This window comes from Pseudomonas sp. P9_31, assembly GCF_034008235.1.
Classification (GTDB): Bacteria; Pseudomonadota; Gammaproteobacteria; order Pseudomonadales; family Pseudomonadaceae; genus Aquipseudomonas.
The window spans coordinates 4,939,815-4,959,311 of the sequence record NZ_CP125375.1; the positions used below are offsets into that span (position 1 = coordinate 4,939,815).

Consider the following 19,497-nt stretch of genomic DNA (forward strand, 5'->3'; position numbering starts at 1 on the left):
GGTTGGCGACTGCTTCGCAGCCGAACGCAGGCTTCGCCAGCTGCTACAAAGGGAGAAACACGACCATGACCACCCGACGACTCGCGCTCTATCTGTTCACCTTGCTGCTGTTTTCAGGACTCGGCGGCTGCGCCTCATGGTTCAGTGACGACCTGCCGGATCCGCAGGTCCATCTGGTCAAGGTCGAGGTGGTCCGGGCCAGGCTGCTGGAGCAGAAATTCCTGCTGCATTTTCGCGTCGACAATCCCAATGACCAAGATCTGACGGTGCGCGCCCTGGAATATCGCATTCACCTGGGGGACATCCTGCTGACCGAAGGCGAGCACGAACACTGGTTCACCGTAGGCCCCAAGCGCAGCGCCTATTTCAAAGTACCGATCCGCACCAACCTGTGGCCCAAAGTCCGGGACCTGGTGAAACTGCTGAAAAAACCCGATCAACCGATTCCCTATCGTCTGGAAGGCACACTTGAAACCGGTATATTCATCGCGCACTACGTGCACCTGGCGCGCAATGGCGTGATAATCGCCGCCGATTTAATTGAGTAAGGACGGAACCCAATGAACTCAGGGGTTTCAGCTCATGACCAGTTTCGAATGTGCCAAGCAAGGCACTAACCTGTTACAAACCATCCTCGCTAAACCGTGGCACTTCAGGCGCAATGGTCGTTACTACCTGCGTCTACGACCTCGCAGCACCACACAGAACTACTTCACGATCTCTTTACGCACAGCAGACCGAACCACAGCAATGGACATCTCTAAAGACATCCTCAGGGCTCTTGCAGTCTTCCACCTTGACAACCCAGCTGCCACATGGGAGGACCTGCGCCCTCGCCTCTTGGTCATCGCTGAGGAATGCTTGACGATGGCCCACGGTGATGACTCATTGGTGGCCTACGAGATGATCTATGACGAACTCAAGTCCGCACTGACTATCGCGTCGGCTCATAAGCCCTTCACAGAGCCTCAGCAGCGAACAGTCGGATACGGCAAACGAATCATGACGGGCTCGCAAGATCGACTCAAAGGAGACCCAGAACCGCTCTTAGGCATCATTCGGGAACTCTCCGAGAGTGAAGATGCCACCTCTGCGCCTCTATCTGTATTCGATCGGCAAGCACCTCTACTGTGGGATGACCTGTCGGCTCAGTTCATGAAGGAACATAAGGCCAACATTAAGGATTCATCGCTGACCCAGATTGTGAGCAACCACAAGATCATCGGTGAGACTCTGGAAGCGTGCGGATTGGATGACCTAAGGAAGCACACACGGGCCGATATGGTGGCTGTAAGGGCTGAGCTTTTAGAGACTCGCAAGCCATCCACAGTGAATACTATCCTCGCTAAACTCATCGCTGTTATGGCTTGGGGGGTGGCTAATGATTACTTGGTCAAGGCGTACACCTCGAAGCTTAAGTTCACAAAGGGCACGGAGAGCGCCCGTGAAGCGTTCAAGCGGGATCAGGTAGAGGCGATTATGAATCATGCGAACTCGCTCCAATCGTCATCGTGGGAACGCTGGGCCCTGTCCCTTCTGGTCGTCACAGGGGCTCGTGTTGGTGAGGTCTTGCAACTCACCAAAGGCGACATCAAGGAAGTTGAGGGACATTGGTGCATCAGCATCAACGAAGAAGGCGAAGATAAGTCCATCAAGAACAAACACAGTGAACGTGTGGTGCCTCTGACTGATGGGGCGCTGGGCTTCGACTTGGAGGAATTCCTAAAGGCCGTTGAGGCGGGCTACCTGCCTTCTGATTGCTCCATTTCCGTACCAAGGAAAAGCGGCCTACTGCGCAGCTTCGTTAAGGAGGTCCTTGGGGTGAACAAGACCGAGAACCAGACACTTCACTCTCTGCGCCACCACATGGCATCCTCACTGCAAGCGCGGGGCGTCCCGGCAACCTTTACTCAGGGCATCCTTGGGCACGCCAGTAACTCTATCTCCTATGACACATATGGGTCGGGAGTTCCTGTCGATATCCTCGCAAGCACTCTAAGTGGCGTTTGGTCGTCCGTTACGAGCTGAATCGTTTGAGAGCATTATGGAAAACCAAAGGACACCAGCCGGTAAGCGGATCACGCGTCTTAGCTTCTCCCTTGTTACTCAGCAGATCGATAATGGGATAACCAGCTACCACTTAGAGCGTTGCACGCACTCTTTAGGGCTCAACGCAGCCAAAGAGGAGGTCTTGAATCTTTGGTGTGAGATAGCCGGTGACTATCTGACCGTGACTATGATTGTCAGTCCTTTTGGGTCTCAGCCTGACTTAATTAGGGCCGGCAACGAAATGGTAGAGTGGGTAAAGACCACCGGACCAAGGAGAAAAATAAAGAAAGGGCAGCGCAAAGTTCCCATCGCCGAACTTGAAGCGGCTGAATGTGCAGAAGCTGACGAAATACTATTGCGGATGTGGAATCACGTAGAAAGCATGGAGCAGCGGCAGGTTATTTACAAAATGTCAGAGATAACCGGGCCAGTTGAGTGGGCAGACTATCTACCACCAACCGAAAAACCTAAGCGGCTTACGCCTGGGGATGTCTCATAGCATTAGGTCACACAGCACACCCGGCGCGCATTCAGCACTTCACAAAATTTATTTAATGTTAGGCGGACCCTATGGCCTCCCCAAAACTTCACACGACAACCCTTCAGATACATGACAAGGCACCAGGGCGAGCACATGCCGAGCTTCTTAAGACAATCTTGCGCGCAATTGATGAGTTGAGCCAAAGCGGGATGGTGGTGAAGGAGACCAATGAGCTTGGGATTTCTCTATGGAGCGCCAAGGGCGCGAAAGGGATGGCGGTGATAGCGGAAGAGTACACATACATCGATAGCGTGCAGCGCACCCAAAAAGCTCTCCGACTTAGCTCATGGCTATGCTTAGCTCTGACACTGAAGGTAACGCGGGAAAATACGCGTCAGGCCTTTGTTGACGTATTGCTTAAGCACCCTGTCTGCTAATCGCCCCGCCCCACTAACAGGTCAGAAAGCCCGGCTGAAGCCTTCGCGGATTCACCGGGTATTTTTTTATTATCTGATACGTTATTAATCGTTTACTTAAAACAATATTGATCGTACATTTGGCGGATCGAAAGGCTCGCAAAATAGGAAAGCCATCCATGTCAGCATTCACCCATCTGCGAAGAAGCTACGTAGTCAGCCTGAAAGTGCATCCGCTGAAAATCCAAGTTTAGTTAGGCCCTCTAACAAAACCGCTGTCCCTCTATGAGCCTTAACCCTTAGAGACTTCTTTAAGTCCTCTTTGCGGACCTCTGCGCTCTCGATTCAGCAAAACACCTAACTAATTAGTTGGAGGCCGTAAAAGGCCTCTAAGGGATCTCCATGTCCGCAGAAAGCCAAATTCAACCAACTAAGCACGACTTCAGCGATATTAAAGATAAGGCCTCGTGGGCCTTTGAAACTCTTTCAGGCATGTACGGGCCTGATCTTGCAGCCACTCAACTTTCCTTGGAGCACGAAGCTTACACACTGGGCGAAGAGCGTTTCCATAAAGCACTTGAACGTCAGATTGATCGTGGTGAGTTCGCAGACAATGCGACCGCAAAACACGTATTGACCTCGCTTGTTCCAATGATGATGACTGCCTTTGATAACTGGGTTGAATACCAAGTAACGAAGGTTCGCCGTAAGCATGTAGGCCTTCAGTTCTTCCAGATGGTCAAGTCGGAGAACGTGGCGGCTATCACCGTGAAAATCGTGTTGAACACCGTGGCAAAGAAAGGCCCTCAGAGCGTGCAAAGTCTGGCTGTCGCCCTTGGCCGTGGCCTGGAGGAGGAAGCCCGCTTTGGTCGTATCCGTGAACAGGAGGCGGAGCACTTCAACAAGAACATCCGCAAGGCCCTCAACAAGCGCAATGGCCACACCTACAAGGTCAAATTCCTTGAGAAAGTTGAGGCGCACATGCAGGAGGCCAATGAGATTGAGTCTTCGTGGACCTCATGGGACTCCGTGGACAATGACGTGGCGTACCACATGGGCATCCGCTTGTTAGAGCTGCTCATTGAGTCCACTCAATTGGTCGAGATGAAGCGTGAGAACGCTGGCAACGTGAAGCTTGATGGTGAGTTCATCTACCTGACTCAGGCATGGGCCGACAAGCTGTGCAACCGGGCCTTCTCTCTGGCTGGGATCACTCCACGGCATCAACCAATGATTGTCCCGCCGAAAGAGTGGACCAAGATGATTGGCGGGGGCTACTGGGCCAAGGGTCGCAAGCCTATCCCATTGATTCGTGTCCGCTCGAAGCGTGCTCTTCAGCGCTACCGTGACGTGTCCATGCCCGAGGTCTACAAGGCCGTCAACATCGCTCAGGCCTCCGCATGGAAGGTCAACACAAAGGTTCTCGAAGTCGCCAAAGCGATCATGAAGTGGAAACGCGTCCCTATCGACAAGTTCCCAACCGCTGACCGTGAAGAACTGCCAATCCAGCCAGACGGCATCGGGGAAGACCCTGTGGTCCTGAAGGCTTGGAAGAAAGAAGCAGCCGGTGTCTATCGCCGTGACCGTGCCCGTGTGAGCCGTCGCCTGTCCTATGAGTTCATCATTGAGCAGGCCGAGAAGTTCGCTGATTACGAGGCGATTTACTTTCCGTACAACCTCGACTGGCGGGGCCGTGTTTACGCAATCCCTTCGTTCAATCCCCAGGGCAACGATATGACCAAGGGGATGCTCATGGCTTCCGTTGCGGAGCCTGTAGGCAAGGACGGTATTGAGTGGCTCAAGATTCACGGGGCCAACTGTGCGGGTGTCGATAAGGTTGATTTCAGCCAGCGTAAGAAGTGGGTTGAGGACAACGAAGAGCTAATCCTTGAGATTGCTCGTGACCCTCTGGGTCAGCCTGAGTGGACCAAGATGGATTCCCCGTTCTGCTTCTTGGCGTTCTGCTTTGAGTGGGCCGGTGTGGTCGAACACGGCGAACTGTGGGAGTCGGCTCTACCGATTGCCTTCGATGGTTCTTGCTCTGGCATTCAGCACTTCTCGGCCATGCTGCGAGACGAGCGGGGCGGTCGTGCGGTGAACTTGCTTCCCTCGGATGAGGTGCAGGACATCTATCGGTTGGTCGCTGAGGAAGTCATTGAGAAGGTCAAAAAGGATCTGATCGAAGGCACCGAAGACAGCGTCCAGCTCATCACCAACGAGAAGACCGGTGAGATTACCGAGCGCCGCATTTTGGGGACTCGGACCCTCGCACAGGGCTGGATGGGTTACGGGATCAGCCGTAAGGTGACCAAGCGTTCCGTGATGACACTGGCTTACGGCTCAAAGGCCTTCGGGTTCACCGATCAGGTCCGCGACGACATCATTCAGCCAGCAATTGACGAAGGTGACGGCGCTCAGTGGTTCCCGGATGCGCAGCAATGTGCACGCTACATGGCCAACATGATTTGGGACTCGGTGAGTGTGGTCGTGGTGAAGGCAGTTGAGGCCATGCTGTGGCTACAAAAAGCGGCAAAGCTCCTGGCTACTGAGGTCACTGCGACCAAGAAGACCAAGAAGAACCCTGAGCCGGAAATCCTGAAGCCTTGCATGCCTGTTTACTGGGTGACCCCTGATGGTTTCCCTGTATGGCAGGAGTACATGAAACCTATTCAGCGTCGGGTTGAGCTGATGTTCCTCGGGACTATCCGCCTGCGCTCCACGGTGAACATTAAGGACTCGGACATCATCGACGGGCCTAAGCAGGAATCGGGCATCTCTCCGAACTTCGTGCATAGCCAAGATGGGTCACACCTCCGCAAGACGGTCGTTAAGGCTTCTGAGTGCTACGGCGTGGAGTTCTTCGCGTTGATCCATGACAGCTTTGGGACCATCCCAGCGAAGGCCGGGAAGATGTTCAAGGCAGTTCGGGAAACAATGGTTGAGACGTATACCGAAAACGATGTTCTTGATGACTTCCGTGAGCAGTTCATGGAGCAGCTACATGAAAGCCAACTGGAGAAGATGCCGCCACTGCCAACCAAAGGGACCTTGGACATCTCCAAGATTCTGGAGAGTGAATTTGCCTTCGCCTAAGCGAATCTCCTTTTATGCAACGCGCCTGCTTTCTACAGTTGAAGCTTGGGATGCATATTCTGATTTAGCTTCGCCTCACACCAAAGACACAACATGTAGTGACGGATAACAATGAAAGCACCACATATAGACCCCCACTATAAGCGATGACATCCCGTCAGGATACCAGTGAGGGCAATCAATGAATCAAACACAGACGCATCACCTTCCGATGCCTGAGCTAAGTAAATTGCTCGATAATTTCAAGATTGATCAAGGAAGCCCTTCGGGCCTCTCTCGGATCAAGGCAGGAGGCGGCAGGAACGGAAAAATAGGCCCGGTTCTGAGTAAGGATCGCGAGGGCTACTACCGATTCAAATTCAAAAACCTTCATTACCGCACAAATCGAATCGTCTACTTTATGCATACAGGCGAGGACCCAGGGCCTTTGGTTGTAGACCATATTGACGGTGATATATCGAACAACCATGTTGACAATCTACGGTGCTGCACCAACAAGCAGAATTTACAGAATGCACGTAAGCGTGGGAAAGGTGATCTTCCTAAAGGAATCAGCAAACTACCGAACGGTATGTATCAGGCTCAGGTAACACTTGGTAGCAGTGTACACCGCACTGTAATTGCATCGATACACACGGCAACGCGCTACCTCGATCAAGTTCGTAAGCGATATCACGGCCAATACGCCAGAAACTAATACAAGAAACTGAACCGCCCTTCCGGCCCGACCGCCAGAAAATTAAATCATCATTCAAAGCTTCTTTCTGTCTGACTTTCCGAACCATGCCGGAGCCCTGAGTGTGGGCGCTTTGAACTGGTCGTGGAGGTCGGCGGGAAGTCAGACAAAAGGAAAAATACTCATATGACCACAGAAAAAGATTACGCATCGGTGAAGGCCAAAGGCACGCCATACGACAGCCTTATTCGACAAGAAGCTGATCGCAACAACATCCCCTACGACTTCATGCACAAGCTGATCTTCAATGAGTCCAGCTTCAACCCTATCGCAAAATCCCCTACAGGCCCCTTGGGTCTCGGCCAGATGACGGAGCTGACCGGCAAGGCTTACGGCCTGATGTCCCCTGAAGATCGTATGGACCCCGCTAAGGCAATCCCAGCGGTTGCCCGCCACCTCAAAGACCTCAGCGGGGCCTATAAGGGCGACTTGCTGAAGACCGCGTTGGCGTACAACCAAGGGCAAGGCCGTTTAGGTTCCTCACAGCTGTCCGCCCTGGACTCGGGCGACTTCAGCAAGATCAGTCCCGAGGGTCAGAACTACATGCGCAAGCTGCTGGATGTGTCTGGTGACTCGCCATCCCGCCAGTGGTTCGATGCTCAGGAGGTGACCAATCCGGGGATCAACCCAAAGGCTCAAGCCGTCACCTTTGAGGATGCAACTCAGGGCGTGGCGGCAACCCCCAAGGTCCGTGTAGGTGAAAACCTCCCTCAACTGGGGAACATGAACCTTGATGGTGGTACGGCTCCGCAAACTCAGCAGGACTACATCACGCTCTCAGCTCACATTGGGAAGCCCGAGAAGGGCACCTTTGAGGGCACTGGTGATGCAACTGCTGCCTCGCTGGCTACGTCCCCGGTCGCTTCGATCTTCCGATACGCCACACAGGAAGACCATGATCCGTTGGACTGGGTGAATCCCACAGACAACTCTCAGTGGACCGCTGAGGACTACGACATGATCCGCAAGGAAGGCGTAGACCCTCAATACTTCAGCTTCGTGCAGGACTACGCCAAGGGCAAACGAGCCAACCTCCCGAATGCTATCGCAATGGCAAAGGAAAACATGGAGTACGAGCGGCGTATCAATGGAGCCGGTACAGGCGCCCAGATTGTGGGTGGTTTTGCCGGTGCTGGCCTTGACCCACTGACTTACGTTCCTGTGCCTGGGACAACTGGCGCTCGCCTCATCTCTCGGGTTGCTCAGGGTGCAATGTACTCGGGCGCTGCTGCCGTGGCGTCTGAGGGGCTACGGGAAAGCATGACGGGCATTGAGGGTCATTACGGGACTGCTCTGGTAGGTGGGGCCCTGTTCGGTGCAGGCGCTACGGCGCTTTTCGACAGAGCCCTACAAGCGGCTCCTAAAGCTGCTGCGCGCTCCGAGGTTACGGATGGTGATCTTGAGGCGATCCTTGCGAGGCACGGTGAGTCTGCCTTGCCAAACGAACGGTTCGACTTGCACCCCGATATGGAGCCGGACGCCAATGATTTTGCCGGTTCGAGTATTCGCTTAGAGGCCCGAGAGACTGCCCGTCAGTTAGGTCAGGAAGACCCCTCACGTTTCCCATGGATGGCCGGTGAGGAGCCTAAGGAAGCCTTTGGGGTGAGCTATGTTGACCATCCTAACGAGCCGGGTGCTGTGCGCCTGCAAGATGGCTCAATCCTCTCAGCCACCAATCCTCTCAATCCAAAGCTTCTGGCTGAGGCCGCTGAGGTGATGCCGGATCGTGCAGCCAAAGGCGTCTCAATGGGTGGCTTCACAGAGATAGGCTATACGCTCAATCGCTCTGAGAGCCCTGATGTCTTGGCGATTGGTAGCCAGTTGTTCCGCTCGCCTACAGGGACCGTAACGGGCTCTAACGGGAAGTTCGGGGCTACCGCTTCGGACATCATTGAGCGCATCCAAGGTCAGGATCATGTGACCTACAACAAGATGTCCGAAGAGGTCTTGGAGGCCATCAAGGACCCAAGCTATGCGATGACCGAGGGAGGCCGTCAGGCTCACATTGAGCGTGCATACCGCCGTGTCGCTGAGGCCATTGAGGAGATGTCAGGCAACAAGCTGACCCAACTCACAGCAGGCGAGCGGAAGCTTATGGACACCATCAAGAGTCACTACGACCTCAAAGGTGACTATTTGGCTGCACCGGCTCAGTTTGGCAACCGTAAGGCCCGCCCTGTGTTGCCTGAGACGCGTCACGCTGGTTCGTACATCCCCAACATATATTCGTCTGCTGCGAAGAACCTTCACCTACAGAAGTTCGGTGGTCAGGATGGGCTTCAGGACGCCATTAAGGAATCTTGGTTGGCCAGCTATGCGGCTCGCCCCCACGTCAAATCTCGGGTGGACAACTACCTGAAGGATGCTGTTGAGGAAGAGCTGAAGGCACGGATGCCTAAGCCAGGCGGAAAGAAGCCAGCGGCCCCAGTGGACGCCGTGAAGCTTCGCGAAGAAATCTTGGATGAACTGGTCGAGGACTACGCCACTCGGAAGGCTTTCGGTGTCGCTAAATCAGAAGACTTCGATGAGTCGAACCTACTTTCACTAAGCGACCAAGGAAGCATCCCCGGCTCTATGGGACTGGCCTCCAACAACTTCCTCGAAGGACGCCACCTGTTCGACTCTGACATGACAGTCCCGCTGTCTGATGGCTCTCAGTTCGCTGTCAATGACCTTCGTGAGTTCGACCTGTCACGCATCACGCCCAGCTATGACCGCCGTGTTAACGGTGACATCGGAATCATGGGCGCTACTGGCAGAACCACAGGGGAACTCCTTCACGACATCACTAAGGTGAAAACCTCAGTGGCGTCTGAGCGTAAGGCCCTTGAGGAGTCCGTTAAGATTCTGACAGGCCGTGCCCGGCGTGATCCTGAAGGCGCCTTGGCGACTGCGTCACGGGCTCTGACAGACATGAGCTTCTTCGCAAAGAACGCCTACATGGGCGTGCAGTCCATCACTGAGGTTGCCGGTATGGTGACCAAGGGGCACACGCGGATGCTCTTGAAGGGCGTGCCGATCCTGAAGGACATGACCGCGTGGGGCTCCAAGATCAAGGCTAACGACCTTGCGGATATGCATCTGATGGTCTTCGGGCGTGAGCTGGATAATCACATCCGTCCAACCCGTCAGGACATTATTCAGCGCCTGCGCGACCATGCGAATACGAACCCGACGCTTGCTCAGGTCGTGGGGACGATCAGGTATGGCACACAGGAAGCAGCGGCATGGTCGCCGTTCACCAAGTTCCTCACAGAGTCGTCCAACTATATTGCAGACGCTGGCCGTCAAGGGGTCCTCTCGGACTTCGTGAATCACGTCGTAGGGGGGCGCAGCTCGAAGCTCTTTGAGCCTGAGCGTCTGAAGTCGATGTCGATCACCCCTGAGCAGTTCGAGGGGATGAAGGATCTCATTGCGACCTACGTGAAGAAACAGTCAGACGGGTCCTATAAGGTCTCTGACAGAGCAGCCTTCCAGCGTGATCCACGGACAATGGACCTGTGGCGCATGGGCGATAAGATCGCTGACGAAACCATACTTCGTACTCACAAGTTCTCCTCGACGGACACGGAGGCCTATGGCGCTGGCGTGAAGATGGCGATGCAATTCAAGAACTTCACGATGCGCTCAGTCAACTCCAGGCTGATCCGTGGCTATCACGATGCGACGAAGAATGGCCGGGCGATTGACCAAACTATGCAGGCAGTCCTTTCGACTGGTCTGGCTGTGTCTGGCTACGTCGCAATGAAGTACAGCCAAGCATCGGGGATGCCTAAGGACCAGCGTGAGAAGTTCCTACAGCAAGCGCTTGATCCCAACATGCTGGCCTACGCGGCACTGTCCCGTAGTTCCCACATAGGCGCTCCGCTGGGCTTGATGAACATCATCGCGGCACCTTTGGGATTTGATCAGGCCGCAATGGTCCGTTCCTCGATTCTCCCTCGGGGACCCAAAGAGCAACGTCCGCAAGGCGCCATGAAGTACAGCGCAACGAAGGACGACCGGACCACAGCGGTACTCGGTCGAGTTGCTGAACAGGTTCCGGCTTACGGGGTTCTCTCCAGCGTCGGGCAGGTTGGTTACAACGCCTTCGGGGCATCTGGTACGGACTCCCGCCGAGCAGACCAAGAGTACATGACAGGCGTTTTCAATGGTCTGCGTGGGCTCGTGCCTAACGATCCAGTCAGTCAGAAGTTGTTGCTGATGATGCTGGAAGGTCAGGGCGTCGAGATTCGTTAAAACACAGTCCTACAGTCTGCATCCAGCTAACGGAGTGGTTCATTTGGTTGGGCTTTCCGCAGCTCTTATAGAGCATCCACGTTCCTCGCAGGCCATTGAAAACGCTTGTCATGGGAAATCTCGCAATCAATCAACTCGCCCCATTGGCTGCCTTCTGGACCATGCGCAGACCTCCATAAGGTCGAGTAGCTGGGTCGTGGAGGTCGGCCAGGGGGCGAATCTAATATGGAGAAAATGAAACATGACCAGTATTAAAACTGCCTGCCTTGCTGTCGGCGATGCCCAAATTTATAAAGTAAAAGCAACCCTCGCTGACCTGCATGTGGCAGCAGATGATTTATCCGCTGGTGATCTCTCAGATTTTCATTCGATGCAAACAGGCCGCGACCCTGCCGAGGTTTTTCCCAAGGCCATCGACGAGACAACTCACGCGATCAAGTTCGGCTCTCGTGTGCTGGCTGTGGGCGGGCACGCTGGGGGAGGCATTTGGTTTGTTACGACGAACGTAGTTACGGAACTCTCGAAAGCCGAACGGTATCGATTCTACAGAATCCTGAAGAGTCACTTGGAAGACATCAAGCGCGGGAATTCCAGCGGAGTAGCGCTAACCAACTATGTCGCCGTAAGTAATCGCGCTCACGTCCGACTCTTGGAGGTGCTTGGAGCAACATTTCAAGCTGACCACGCCATGAGCCCTGCGGGATTTCCATTCAAACAATTTTGGTTATAGGAGGACATTGAAATGTGTGGACCACTCGTTATACCCATGGCGATGATGGCTATGAGCGCCGCTGCGGCTGCCTCAAGTGCATCTGAAGGAGCCAAGGCCAAGGGTCAGATGACCGACAACGAACGGAAGCAGCAGAACGAAATCGTCAAGCAGGCCAACTTTGCTGAGAACGATCAGAAGCTTGCAACCGTGGACAAGCATGACGAAGCCCGTAGGCAACTCACAGAGGTGAACCTTCAGACAATCCGCAATCAAGGCACTATTCGTGCAGCTATTGGCGAGTCTGGACTTTCTGGTAACTCAATGGACCGTCTGCGTAATTCTGTGGACAACGACGCCTCAGCTCAGCGGTTGAACATTACCGACAACTACGAGCGGGACTATCAAGCGATCTTCGCGAATCGCGTAGGTAGCTCTGAGAACTCTAAGGCCGCTGTTCGTGGGCAGGGAGGCAACAAGTACAAGGTCAACAACATCGCGAACGCTTTGAACATCGTTTCCTCTGGCGTCCAAGGATATGCAGCGGCGGGAGGTAAATTCGGTAAGGGCGCCTCTGGGACCCCGGCAGGAGGTAACAGCGCAAGCGTGCAGAACGGTGGCACACGGTAATTCTCAAAGGGGACCTTAACGGGTTCCCTTATTTTTCAAAATGACCACCTCTGAGAGGCCCGGTCTATAAAGCCTCCAGAAACACCCACTATAACCAGAGGGGACTTAAGGTTACCTATACAGATTGACCCTGCGCCTCTTCTTTAAGACGCCCTCACAGGCTGCCCTGTTGGAAGGTGGTTATCATCCACCTAACCCTACAGCTCAAGGAGGGCTATGCGATGACTACACGGTGGAAGACCTGTGTTGCTGTACTCCGCACTCTGGCTACCCACCGTGTCACCTACCGATTTCTTGGTTTACTCCTTGTCACTCTGGGAGTTACTCAAGGTGGTCCTTTGGTCGAAGGCTTTGGGGATGTCGTCTGCGTTGTACTTGGTGGCTGTGATGGGTGATCTTGCTGTGATTCTGGCCGGGTGCCTCAAAGGGCTCCTTGAGTCACTTCAACAACCTCATTGAAACAAGTCTTGTAGATCAGAATTCGCTCGAAAGGGGTTCTACCTACATCCTCGTCTACTGGCCAGTGCGTGCCTTGATCCTGTGACGAATCCCAGTAGTCGACAACAATTAGAAGCCATTGGGCCTCGCAATTCTGATACTCCAGAACCTTCGCGGCCTTGTTCGCCACCTCCTTCTTTACTCGTTCGACTAACAAAGCTGGCGTGTCATAGACCTGCGGGTTCTCCCAGTTACTGAGGGGATACTCATTCCCATCGTGGTGAAGGTAGCTAAGCTCAGGAGACGCTTCGATAGGGTTGTATGCAGTGTACATATCCCTATGCGACGAGACTCCCAAAGCAAAGAGGGCCAAGTTCTCCGCTGTCTTCTTTACGTGCTCCTTACCTATGATCGGATGATTAGGATCGAAGGAGATGTGTAGGCAAATTTTCCGCCCACCTCTTGATAGATAGATGTCCTCCGCCCTATCAATGACATTGCGACGCATTTTGATTTGGCGCTGTTCGCCCTTGAGGTCACCACCCTCAGTTTGGTAAAGCCTTGTTATCTCTATACCGAGTATTCTCTGCCCGCCTTCATCGAGAATGAGTACATCGGGCTTGTCGCTGTATTCGATTGTCCCGGACGGCAGTACATAGTGTTGGCGAAAAGAATCAAAGTATTGTTCCTCAATCTTCCGGTTCGTTACGCGTGCCATTTTGTGATCCCGAGTCACTGACATGAACAGGCAGTGTAGCGTCAGATAGCTCGCCCCACCCTTGAGAATCTGGCAGAAAAATCTGAATGACCACCTCAGTGTTTCTATGGTCCCAAAGTCCCCCGTACGCCCTCGCGCCTGAGCCTTAACGTGCGCTCGCATGGGGTCCTTATCGCGCACGCGCAGGCCTCTGAATGAAGCTTTTGGGACTGCGCCAAGAATGCGACAATGGTGTGACAAACCGAGTAGACAAACAGTTGAGTGGGTCCATATCATGTGATCCCCGGCCTACTCGGCTAATTGCCGCCGATTTAATTCCGGAGTGACCCCGATGACCCAGCAACCCCATGTCCATGGCCCTGACTGCAACCACGATCATGACCATCACGACCACCATGATCACGACCATGGCCATGTCCACGGCCCGAACTGCGGCCACGCCCACCAGGAGCCGGTGCGCAATGCCCTGAAGGATGTCGGCCGCAACGACCCTTGCCCCTGCGGCAACGGCAAGAAATTCAAGAAGTGCCACGGCGCTTGATGCTTCGGGCGGATAATTTTTTCGCCTGTTGAATCGCCTTCGCGAGCAAGCCCGTTCCCACATTGGATCTGCTGTGTTGTGGGTGACGCAGTTCAAATGTGGGAGCGGGCTTGCTCGCGAAGACGGCGGCACATTCACTATCAATTTGGCCGTTAAAACGCTATCGCGAGCAGGCTCGCTCCCACAGGTTTTCAGCCAGCCATTAATATTTCTGCTGTGCCCACGACCGTCGCATATTCGCCATGCAAATTACCCAGCGACATCGCATGCACCTCTTCGGCTGAGTGGTCGTTGCCGAAAAAATCCGCCTTGTCGAAGGTAAAGCACGCATCCTCCGCAACCCACGCTTCAAACCCAAGATTCCCGGCCGTTCGCGCCGTGGACTCCACCGAGTTGTGGGTCGCCACACCAACGATGATCAACTGATCGATCCCCGCCTCGCGCAAACGCGCCTCCAACCCCGTCGAACAAAACGCATCCGGCACTTGCTTCTGTATCAGCCACTCACCGACCGATGGCTGAAATCGCTGCTGAAACTCCACCCCCGATTGCTGCGGCCAGAACACCGAATCCGCTGAACGGGACAGGTGTTGCACATGAATCACCGGCCGCCCGGTTCGACGCCAATGCCCCAGCAATTCCAGAATGCGCTCTTCGGCCTGTGGGTTGTTTCGACGACCCAACCTGGGGTGCAGGATGCCTTTTTGTTGATCGATGATGATCAGCGCCGCGTTCGTCTTGAGCTCCATGCCGACTTTTCTCATGCAAGGTCATTGAGTTTTCCGCACTTCAGCATCACTTCCTGCTACTGGCAAGCCATCAAACGCAAACAGGACGACCTGATGCTCGCGGTCGCTGCCCGTACCTGACTATGTCTCTTGATTTGGAACCATCGTCGATCACGAGCCGGCCGATGACGGAGCTCCGTTGTCGCTGTTCGAGTCGGGGGCGATTCTTTTGTACCTGGCGGAGAAAACCGGCAAGTTCTTGCCCAAGGACCTGCGCGGGCACCAGCAGGCGCTGCAATGGCTGTTCTGGCAGATGGGCGGCCTGGGGCCGATGGCCGGGCAGAATTGCCGACATGGCGATCTACCCGTGGATCGTTTCCCACAAATGGCAGAGCCAGAACCTGGAAGACTTCCCTAACGTGCTGCGCTGGTTCAACCACATCCAGAACCGCCCGGCGACGGTGAAGGCGTATGCGCTGGTGGACAAGTGTAGTGGTCAACTAATTCCGGACACCTCGATAGGAGGTTTAGACGCCATTGCCCGTTCGTAAACGGTCGGTGGCAGATATCCCAGTTTCGAGTGCAGCCGCTCGTTGTTGTAAAACCCAACGATGTATTCAGTGATGTCACGTATCGCTTCGGCGTGGTTGGCGTAATCGCGCCGCCATACCCGCTCCATTTTCAAACTCAGGAAGAAGCGCTCCATCACTGAGTTGTCCCAGCAATTACCTTTACGGCTCATGCTTTGCTGCATTTCATTTCTTGCCAACAGCGCTCTGTAGCTTGCGCTCGCGTATTGGCTGCCACGATCCGAGTGGGCGACCAGACCCGGTGGTGGTTGACGTTGAGCAATCGCCAGCTGCATTGCACTACACACCAGCTCAGCCGGCATGTTCGGGGCCATGGACCAGCCGACTATCTTGCGTGAGAACAAGTCCAGCACCACGGCCAGGTATAACCAGCCGCTTCGGGTCCGGATGTAGGTAATGTCTGCCACCCAAGCTTTGTTTACTGCGTCGGGTTCAAATTGGCGATTCAACACATTTTCAGCAATCGGCAGGTCGTGGTTGCTATCTGTCGTATGCACAAACTTACGCTTCCAAGCCGAACGCAGACCGTTGGCACGCATCAAGCGACGAATTTTATAAAGGCCTATTTCCATGCCCTTGGCGTGCAACACTTTACGCAACGGACGACTGCCATAACAGCCGCCACTTGCGGCAAACGATGCCTTGAGTTGCAGAGCCATGGGACAAATTGATGTTGGCACTTCAGCACGCTTGTTGGCTTCGTAGAACCCGGATCGACTGATGCCCAGCAGCCGACAGACATGCGCCACCGAATAAGCCTTCTGTTGCAGCTGCCGAACCAAGCGATACGTTACTTCAGCTCGCGGGCAAAGAAGGCGGTAGCCTTTTTTAATACATCGTTATCCATCTTGAGCTGGCGATTTTCCTGCTCCAACTGCCGGATACGTTGTTGCTCAGCAGTCAACGGTTTGCCGATTCCGACATCTCCCAGCTGTTCAGCCTCGTACTGCTGCACCCAGCGCCGGACGGCGGTCTCACCAATATTCAGGTCGCGGCAGACCTGCGGAACGGCCAGTCCCTGGTCCTTGATCATCTTTACCACTTGCAGTTTGAAGCTGTCGTCGAATGTTCTGCGTTTGCCAGTCATGAAAAAATCCTCGATAGATGCATTCTCCACCTATCGAGGTGTCCGGGGAAATTAGACCACTGCACAAGGTCAATCCACCTAAATCCTGAGGCAAACACAAACCCTGTGGTTAGGAGGCTGTTGTGGCGAGGGCGCTTGCCCCCTCGCCACGGGTAACGCATCGTCCAGAAGTTTGTGGTTTATCAGACATTTCCTGAAATAACCCTACACCCCGCTTGCGCGGCCTCCTCCTGCTCACTAACGTAGCGCCTTTATTGCGCCTCTACCCCCCGCAGGAGCTTTGCCATGGCCTCGCCAGCCCTTACACATTTTCTTCCCCGGTTCGGCGTTGCCGCAGCAGTGGCCGGTGTTTTGAGCCTGACCGGTTGTCAGACCTGGAACACTCAGGACACCCTCCCGCCCACCTCCGGCGTGCAACCGCTCAAGGGTCTGGCGCAGAACGTTTCGGTTCGTCGCAATGCCATGGGCATGCCGCTGATCGAGAGCAACAGCTTCCACGATGCGCTGTTCACCCTCGGCTACGTGCACGCCAGCGACCGCATCAGCCAGATGGTCACTCTGCGCCTGTTGGCCCAGGGCCGTTTGGCGGAGATGTCCGGTTCGGACCTGCTCGACGCCGACCGCTACATGCGCGCGGTCAATCTGAAGAAAAGCGCGGATGAGCTGTACAAGGCCTCTTCGCCGCGCCTCAAGCGGTTCTTCGAAGTCTATGCCCGCGGGGTCAACGCCTACCTGTTCCGCTACCGCGACAAATTGCCTGCGGACCTCGCGGCCACCGGCTACAAGCCTGAATACTGGAAACCGGAAGATTCGGCGCTGATGTTCTGCCTGCTGAACTTCAGCCAATCGGCGAACCTGCCGGAAGAGATTTCCTCATTGATGCTGGCCCAGACCGTCAGCACCGACAAACTGGCGTGGCTGACGCCGTCTGCGCCCGACGAAAAACTGCCGGTGACTGAAGCCGAAAAACTTCAGGGCATCAAACTCAACGGGCAAATCCCGGGGCTGAGCGAAATAGGCAAAGCCACCGGCCAACTGTCGGATCTGAATCTGCTGGGCGCCACGTCTTCGAACAACTGGGCGATCGCCCCGCAACGCAGCCGCAGCGGCAAAAGCCTGTTGGCCAGCGACAGCCACGGGCCGCTGGGCGTGCCGTCGTTGCTCAGTTACGTGCAGATTCGCGCGCCGAAATACCAGGCCTCCGGCGTGACCATTGCCGGGTTACCGATGGTGCTCGGTGGTTTCAACAGCAAAGTGGCGTGGAGCATGACCACCGTCATGGGCGACAACCAGGACCTGTTCCTGGAAAAAATCAAACGCCAGGGCAACGGCCTTTCCTACGAAGTGGGCGGTAAATGGCAGCCGGCGATCGTGCGCAACGAAACTTATTTCGTCAAAGGCCAGCGGCCGATTCGCGAAGCGGTGTACGAAACCCGCCACGGGCCGCTGCTCAACAGCGCACAAGGCACCGCGCTGGCGAATGGTTACGGTCTGGCCTTGCAGATGCCGGACTTCACCGACGACAAAAGCCTGGACGCCTTTTTCGACCTGTCCCGAGCACAGAGCGCCGAGAAAGCGTCGGACGCCAGCCGTGAGATCCGTGCCATTGCCCTGAATCTGGTGTTTGCCGATGCCAGCAATATCGGCTGGCAAGTCACCGGTCGCTACCCGAACCGTCGCGAAGGCGAAGGCTTGCTGCCGTCGCCAGGCTGGGAAGGTCGCTACGACTGGGACGGTTACGCCGACCCGATGCTCCACCCGTATGACCAGGACCCGGCTCAGGGCTGGCTCGGCACCGCCAACCAGCGGGTCATTCCCCATGGTTACGGCATGCAGCTGTCCAATTCCTGGTCCGCCCCGGAGCGCGGCGAACGCATGGCTGAACTGGCGGGCGTGGGCAAACACGACACTCGCAGCCTGATCGCCATGCAATACGACCAAACCACCACCTTCGCCGCCAAACTGAAGAAAATGTTTGAAGCGCCGGGCATGGCTCAGCCACTCAAGCAGGCCATCGAAGCGTTGCCGGTTGCGGACCGCGGCAAGGCTCGCGAGACGTACACACGCTTGATGGCCTTCGACGGCAAACTGAGCCCGACCTCCGCCGACGCGGCGATTTACGAGCTGTTCCTGCAGGAAAGCACGAAACAGATTTTCCTCGACGAACTGGGCCCGGAAAGCAGCCCGGCGTGGAAAGCCTTTATCGTCAACGGCAAGTTGTCCTACGCAGCTCAGGCCGATCACCTGCTGGGCCGTGAGGACAGTCCGTTCTGGGATGACGTGCGCACTGCGCAGAAAGAAGACAAACCGGCGATTCTCGCCCGTAGCCTGGCCTCGGCGATCAGCGCGGGTGACAGCCAGTTGGGCGGCGACCACAAAGCCTGGCAGTGGGGCAAACTGCACCGCTACGAGTGGAAGAACGCCAGTGGCCAGACCGTGCGCGGTCCGCTGGCGGCCGGCGGCGACCACACCACGCTCAATACTGCCGCGTTCACCTGGGGACAGGACTTCAACACCACGCTGGCGCCCGCCATGCGCTTTATCGTCGACTTCGGCCAGACAGAACCACTGATGGGCCAGAACGGTACCGGCCAATCCGGCAACCCCGCCAGCCCGCACTATCTCGACAGCGTCGATCCATGGCTCAAGGGGCAATACATGAGCCTGCCGATGCAGCCGCAGAACTTTGACAAGGTGTATGGCAAAACGCGGTTGACGTTGACGCCCGGCAAGTAACCCCACTCCCACATTTGGCGCCTGGCACGGTCAACTGTGGGCTTGCTCGCGAAGAGGGAGTGTCAGTCGACATCAATGTTGCCTGGCACACCGCCTTCGCGAGCAAGCCCGCTCCCACAGGTTCTGCACCTTGACTGGCTGATCAGGGCTAGCCCCCTGGCCCACACAGCGCACCATCCAGACGCAAAGATCTGGCGGCGCCCGTTTTCGTGCACAAATCCCGCATTGCCACTTCTTGTACTACCTTTTAAACGCTTGTTCGGGACTCTGGTTCGGAAATTGCTACTTTTAATAGGTCTTACGCTT

Annotated in this window: 15 protein-coding genes and 1 pseudogene; 13 read left to right on the forward strand and 3 right to left on the reverse strand. The window is 55.3% G+C overall.

The annotated features are described in order from the left end of the window. Positions 1-65 precede the first annotated feature (65 nt). The 10 genes from QMK51_RS22305 to QMK51_RS29030 all read left to right on the forward strand — a co-directional run bounded on the left by QMK51_RS22305 (position 66) and on the right by QMK51_RS29030 (position 12,748). Positions 66-548: an LEA type 2 family protein gene (locus QMK51_RS22305; RefSeq protein WP_320391912.1), complete on the forward strand. Its 483-nt coding sequence runs from the start codon at positions 66-68 to the stop codon at positions 546-548. A gap of 34 nt (positions 549-582) precedes the next feature. After that, on the forward strand, positions 583-2,028 hold the full coding sequence (locus QMK51_RS22310; RefSeq protein ID WP_320391914.1) for a tyrosine-type recombinase/integrase: 1,446 nt from the start codon (positions 583-585) through the stop codon (positions 2,026-2,028). A gap of 16 nt (positions 2,029-2,044) precedes the next feature. Then, positions 2,045-2,548 carry a hypothetical protein gene (locus QMK51_RS22315; RefSeq protein WP_320391916.1) on the forward strand — a complete coding sequence of 168 codons (504 nt, stop codon included), beginning with the start codon at positions 2,045-2,047 and terminating at the stop codon, positions 2,546-2,548. 71 nt (positions 2,549-2,619) lie between these two features. Continuing rightward, positions 2,620-2,967, forward strand: a complete 348-nt coding sequence (locus tag QMK51_RS22320; RefSeq protein ID WP_320391918.1) for a hypothetical protein — start codon at positions 2,620-2,622, stop codon at positions 2,965-2,967. Between the two features lie 381 nt (positions 2,968-3,348). Beyond that, the gene (locus QMK51_RS22325; protein WP_320391920.1) at positions 3,349-6,039 is read left to right on the forward strand and encodes a DNA-directed RNA polymerase; all 2,691 of its coding nucleotides are present in this window, start codon (positions 3,349-3,351) and stop codon (positions 6,037-6,039) included. 181 nt (positions 6,040-6,220) lie between these two features. After that, a complete protein-coding gene (locus QMK51_RS22330; RefSeq protein WP_320391922.1) occupies positions 6,221-6,736 on the forward strand; it encodes an HNH endonuclease in 516 nt (171 codons plus the stop codon). A gap of 165 nt (positions 6,737-6,901) precedes the next feature. Then, the gene (locus QMK51_RS22335) at positions 6,902-11,014 is read left to right on the forward strand and encodes a transglycosylase SLT domain-containing protein (RefSeq protein ID WP_320391923.1); all 4,113 of its coding nucleotides are present in this window, start codon (positions 6,902-6,904) and stop codon (positions 11,012-11,014) included. Positions 11,015-11,255: 241 nt separating this feature from the next. Next, positions 11,256-11,744 (forward strand): phage protein Gp13 family protein, encoded by a 489-nt coding sequence (locus QMK51_RS22340; protein ID WP_320391924.1) that lies wholly within the window; start codon positions 11,256-11,258, stop codon positions 11,742-11,744. A 36-nt stretch (positions 11,745-11,780) separates the two neighbouring features. Then, the gene (locus QMK51_RS22345; protein WP_320391925.1) at positions 11,781-12,353 is read left to right on the forward strand and encodes a hypothetical protein; all 573 of its coding nucleotides are present in this window, start codon (positions 11,781-11,783) and stop codon (positions 12,351-12,353) included. Positions 12,354-12,574: 221 nt separating this feature from the next. Continuing rightward, the gene (locus QMK51_RS29030; RefSeq protein WP_413817502.1) at positions 12,575-12,748 is read left to right on the forward strand and encodes a gp19.5 family protein; all 174 of its coding nucleotides are present in this window, start codon (positions 12,575-12,577) and stop codon (positions 12,746-12,748) included. Positions 12,749-12,774: 26 nt separating this feature from the next. On the opposite strand, the gene QMK51_RS22350 is transcribed toward QMK51_RS29030, so the two are convergent. Next, positions 12,775-13,509, reverse strand: a complete 735-nt coding sequence (locus QMK51_RS22350) for a hypothetical protein (protein ID WP_320391926.1) — start codon at positions 13,507-13,509, stop codon at positions 12,775-12,777. A 331-nt stretch (positions 13,510-13,840) separates the two neighbouring features. Here QMK51_RS22350 and QMK51_RS22355 point away from each other — a divergent pair, with 331 nt between their 5' ends. After that, entirely contained in the window at positions 13,841-14,050 is a 210-nt protein-coding gene (locus tag QMK51_RS22355; RefSeq protein WP_007906737.1) for an SEC-C metal-binding domain-containing protein, read from the forward strand. A gap of 191 nt (positions 14,051-14,241) precedes the next feature. Here the strand turns inward: QMK51_RS22355 and QMK51_RS22360 are convergent, their stop codons facing one another. Continuing rightward, positions 14,242-14,799, reverse strand: coding sequence for a cysteine hydrolase family protein (locus tag QMK51_RS22360; protein ID WP_258697275.1), 558 nt, complete (start codon positions 14,797-14,799; stop codon positions 14,242-14,244). Between the two features lie 142 nt (positions 14,800-14,941). Between QMK51_RS22360 and QMK51_RS22365 the strand changes: the two are divergent. Beyond that, a pseudogene (locus tag QMK51_RS22365) lies at positions 14,942-15,329 on the forward strand (hypothetical protein); the annotation flags it as partial. Here the strand turns inward: QMK51_RS22365 and QMK51_RS22370 are convergent. After that, positions 15,275-16,455, reverse strand: a protein-coding gene (locus tag QMK51_RS22370; RefSeq protein ID WP_258696059.1) for an IS3 family transposase whose coding sequence is annotated in 2 segments (ribosomal slippage) — positions 15,275-16,191 and positions 16,191-16,455 — 1,182 coding nt in all. Because the reading frame shifts where the segments join, the coding sequence is not laid out codon by codon here. The pseudogene QMK51_RS22365 and the gene QMK51_RS22370 overlap by 55 nt on opposite strands. Positions 16,456-16,740: 285 nt before the next feature. Here QMK51_RS22370 and QMK51_RS22375 point away from each other — a divergent pair. Then, positions 16,741-19,191: a penicillin acylase family protein gene (locus tag QMK51_RS22375; protein WP_320391930.1), complete on the forward strand. Its 2,451-nt coding sequence runs from the start codon at positions 16,741-16,743 to the stop codon at positions 19,189-19,191. Positions 19,192-19,497: the final 306 nt, after the last annotated feature.

What these genes read in the sequence shown, in the direction of transcription:
- QMK51_RS29030 (WP_413817502.1), top strand. Translation starts at nt 12,575, where the DNA reads ATGACTACACGGTGGAAGACCTGTGTTGCTGTACTCCGCACTCTGGCT.
- QMK51_RS22350 (WP_320391926.1), bottom strand. Translation starts at nt 13,509, where the DNA reads ATGGCACGCGTAACGAACCGGAAGATTGAGGAACAATACTTTGATTCT.
- QMK51_RS22305 (WP_320391912.1), top strand. Translation starts at nt 66, where the DNA reads ATGACCACCCGACGACTCGCGCTCTATCTGTTCACCTTGCTGCTGTTT.
- QMK51_RS22320 (WP_320391918.1), top strand. Translation starts at nt 2,620, where the DNA reads ATGGCCTCCCCAAAACTTCACACGACAACCCTTCAGATACATGACAAG.
- QMK51_RS22330 (WP_320391922.1), top strand. Translation starts at nt 6,221, where the DNA reads ATGAATCAAACACAGACGCATCACCTTCCGATGCCTGAGCTAAGTAAA.
- QMK51_RS22315 (WP_320391916.1), top strand. Translation starts at nt 2,045, where the DNA reads ATGGAAAACCAAAGGACACCAGCCGGTAAGCGGATCACGCGTCTTAGC.
- QMK51_RS22310 (WP_320391914.1), top strand. Translation starts at nt 583, where the DNA reads ATGACCAGTTTCGAATGTGCCAAGCAAGGCACTAACCTGTTACAAACC.
- QMK51_RS22360 (WP_258697275.1), bottom strand. Translation starts at nt 14,799, where the DNA reads ATGGAGCTCAAGACGAACGCGGCGCTGATCATCATCGATCAACAAAAA.
- QMK51_RS22335 (WP_320391923.1), top strand. Translation starts at nt 6,902, where the DNA reads ATGACCACAGAAAAAGATTACGCATCGGTGAAGGCCAAAGGCACGCCA.
- QMK51_RS22325 (WP_320391920.1), top strand. Translation starts at nt 3,349, where the DNA reads ATGTCCGCAGAAAGCCAAATTCAACCAACTAAGCACGACTTCAGCGAT.
- QMK51_RS22355 (WP_007906737.1), top strand. Translation starts at nt 13,841, where the DNA reads ATGACCCAGCAACCCCATGTCCATGGCCCTGACTGCAACCACGATCAT.
- QMK51_RS22340 (WP_320391924.1), top strand. Translation starts at nt 11,256, where the DNA reads ATGACCAGTATTAAAACTGCCTGCCTTGCTGTCGGCGATGCCCAAATT.
- QMK51_RS22375 (WP_320391930.1), top strand. Translation starts at nt 16,741, where the DNA reads ATGGCCTCGCCAGCCCTTACACATTTTCTTCCCCGGTTCGGCGTTGCC.
- QMK51_RS22345 (WP_320391925.1), top strand. Translation starts at nt 11,781, where the DNA reads ATGGCGATGATGGCTATGAGCGCCGCTGCGGCTGCCTCAAGTGCATCT.